The sequence below is a fragment of the Ruegeria sp. YTSC004 genome (genome assembly GCF_059609805.1).
Genome location: NZ_JBXWMJ010000041.1, coordinates 1 through 1,369 on the forward strand (window position 1 = coordinate 1; position 1,369 = coordinate 1,369).

General features: G+C 58.9%; 1 protein-coding gene. It reads right to left on the minus strand.

The window, feature by feature from the left end; all coding sequences use genetic code 11:
• Window positions 1-237: 237 nt before the first annotated feature.
• On the minus strand, window positions 238-1,278 hold the full coding sequence (locus AC2FFP_RS23295; protein WP_282169972.1) for an IS110 family RNA-guided transposase: 1,041 nt from the start codon (window positions 1,276-1,278) through the stop codon (window positions 238-240).
• Window positions 1,279-1,369: the final 91 nt, after the last annotated feature.

Here is a 1,369-nt window from a genome sequence, read left to right on the forward strand (position 1 = left end):
AAGCGGTTCTCTGATCGCGGTATTGTCAAGGGCGTTGGATTTGTTGTCCGCCGGGGTCTTGGTTCTCTCCGAAGTCAGGTGATGCTGCTTCATGATGGCGTCCGGGGCTGATCGTCTGGAATGTCATTCACGAGGTTGATGCTGGTTGCGCCACCTCGACCGCTTTACGCGAGATCGATCTGCCTCCGTCCCGGAGGACGCCAAACCCACCCTATCCTCGGGCGGGCTTTCTGGTTGTCAGCTTGCAGGCTCCTTTGTCCAATTGAAATCTGTCCCGTCGCGCCAGATCGCGTGGAGGATCACCGCGATTTTGCGCGCGGTGGCCACAGCGGCCTTCTTGAAGCCTTTTCGCGTACTGAGCCGGATTGCCCAGGATTTGAGGGCTGAGAACCGCCTGACCTGTGTCATCAAGGACGTGGCGGCGGAAACAAGCAATCGACGCATCTCGGCATCCCCGCACTTGGAGATGCGGCCTGTTCTGTCGATCTCACCGGATTGATATCGTCTTGGTGTCAGCCCCAGGAACGCGCCGACATCGCGCGACCGGCGGAACCGGCTTGCATCATCTATTGTCGCAATGAAATTCAACGCAACCAGCGGCCCCACACCCGGCACGGTCATGAGGCGCCGCGCCAGTGGGTTCTGTTTGGCGACATGTATCAATTCATCACCCAGCATTTCCGCCGAGGCGCAAAGCTTTTTGTGGATCGGGATCATCGTTTGCGCCAGCAGCTCCAACATTGGATCACAAGAACCAGCCTCGGCCAGCTGGTCGCGGAACCCTTGTCGATAGTGCGCGCGCAGGACAGGCCCCATGCGGATGCCGAAAGTCTTCAGGACGCCCCGGATATGAGCTTCAAGATCCTTGCGCATGCGGATCAATCTCTCCCGCGCTGCAACCAGTGCTCGCACGCGGTCCGACGCTTCACTGCGAATGTGGACCTCGGTGAACCAGCCGGTCCGCGCCAACTGTGCCAACCCTTCCGCGTCTGCCTTGTCTGACTTGTTGAGGCGCGCCGACAGAGCCTTATGCGCCATGCGCGCGTCGATACAGGTGATCGGCACAGCTCGGCGCGCAAGTTCACGCGTCAGCCAAGTGGCCATTATCCCGCTTTCATGCACGACGCGCTCCACATCGGGGGCTCTCCGCGAAATGTATTCCGCAATGGTATCTGGTTCGGTCGGAATAGACGCGCGATGCAAGACCGTGCCTTCCGCATCCACAACGCAAACCGAGACCTCTTTCAATGAAACGTCGAGACCAACATAATGGCTCATGGTCGTTCTCCTCACGGCTTTTGATTGGTGAGGCTGATAATATCAGGCCTCGTTTGCCCAAGGAGAGCGACCACCGCGATCACACCATGTC

Coding starts and splice junctions, on each gene's coding strand:
- AC2FFP_RS23295 (WP_282169972.1), bottom strand. CDS start 1,278: ATGAGCCATTATGTTGGTCTCGACGTTTCATTGAAAGAGGTCTCGGTT.